This is a genomic window from Mameliella sp. AT18 (genome assembly GCF_028807275.1).
Classification (GTDB): Bacteria; Pseudomonadota; Alphaproteobacteria; order Rhodobacterales; family Rhodobacteraceae; genus Antarctobacter; species Antarctobacter albus.
In genome coordinates this window covers 1-1,303 of the sequence record NZ_JARAMO010000104.1, presented here as the reverse complement: position 1 = coordinate 1,303, position 1,303 = coordinate 1, and the positions used below count along the sequence as shown (strand labels likewise).

2 protein-coding genes are annotated in these 1,303 nt (G+C 63.5%); both read left to right on the top strand.

Features of this window, described 5'->3' with window-relative positions; genetic code table 11:
• Nucleotides 1-112 precede the first annotated feature (112 nt).
• Nucleotides 113-937, top strand: coding sequence for an S-formylglutathione hydrolase (gene fghA / locus PVW46_RS13315; protein WP_043144398.1), 825 nt, complete (start codon nt 113-115; stop codon nt 935-937).
• Between the two features lie 25 nt (nt 938-962).
• Nucleotides 963-1,303: c-type cytochrome (locus tag PVW46_RS13310; RefSeq protein WP_274576153.1), on the top strand; the 341-nt coding region annotated here is incomplete at its 3' end.

Below are 1,303 nucleotides of genomic sequence, written 5' to 3'. Positions count from 1 at the left end.
GATCGAGATCGACCCGATGATCACGCACAAGCTGACCCTGGACGAGATCAACCACGGCTTTGACCTGATGCACGAGGGCAAGTCGATCCGCGCCGTCGTCGAGTTCTGATAGATGGAAATCGTCTCGGAAAACCGGAGCTTTGGCGGCGTGCAGGGCGTCTACAAACATTCGTCGAACACCTGCGGCTGCGAGATGACCTTTGCCGTCTACCTGCCGCCGCAGGCGCAGGAGGCGCCGGTGCCGCTGCTGTGGTACCTGTCCGGGCTGACCTGCAACCACGAAAACGCCATGACCAAGGGCGGGTTCCAGGAACACGCGGCGCGGCACGGGCTGGCGGTGGTCTTTCCGGATACCTCGCCGCGTGGCGCGGGCGTGGCCGACGACGAGGCCTATGACCTGGGGCAGGGCGCTGGGTTCTACGTGAACGCCACGCGCGACCCCTGGCGGCAGAACTTCCGGATGTATGACTACATCCTGACGGAACTGCGCGCCGAGGTGCTGGAGAACCTGCCGGTGCAGGACCGCCACGGCATCACCGGCCATTCGATGGGCGGGCATGGCGCGATCACGATGGCGGTGCGCAATCACGGCATGTTCGAATCCCTGTCCGCCTTTGCCCCGATCGCCAACCCGACACGGTCCGACTGGGGCCGCAAGCAGTTGAGCGCCTACCTGGGCGACGACGAAAGCGCCTGGTCCCAGCATGATTCGGCCCTGTTGCTGGACGAGTTCGGATGGAAAGGCGATCTGCTAGTGGACCAAGGTGCTAGCGACCAGTTCCTTGACCTTTTGAAACCGGAAGTACTTGCTGACAGTATGGCGCGTCGGCGCCAGCCCGGTCAGGTGCGGATTCACAAGGGATACGATCATTCGTATTTCTTCGTGAACTCCTTTGCCGGAGACCATGTGGCCTGGCATGCCGAGCGGCTGAACTGAAAAGACCACCGGAGAGATACATCCAATGATCAAGAAAATCCTGTCTGTCACCTGCCTGACCCTTCTGCCCGTCGTGGCATCCGCCGAAAGCCACGCGATGGCCGGCGACGCCGAGGCCGGCGAAAAGGTGTTCCGCAAGTGCAAGGCCTGCCACCAGGTCGGCCCCGACGCCAAGAACCGCGTCGGCCCGATCCTGAACGGCATCGTGGGCCGCACCCCGGCCTCTGTCGAGGGCTTTGACTATTCGGACGTGCTGCAGGGCCTGGCGGACGAGGGCAAGACCTGGACGCCCGAGGAGCTGGCGGCCTTCCTGGAAAAGCCCCGCGACTATGCCAAGGGCACCAAGATGGCCTTTGCCGGCCTGCG

What these genes read in the sequence shown, in the direction of transcription:
- fghA (WP_043144398.1), top strand. Translation starts at nt 113, where the DNA reads ATGGAAATCGTCTCGGAAAACCGGAGCTTTGGCGGCGTGCAGGGCGTC.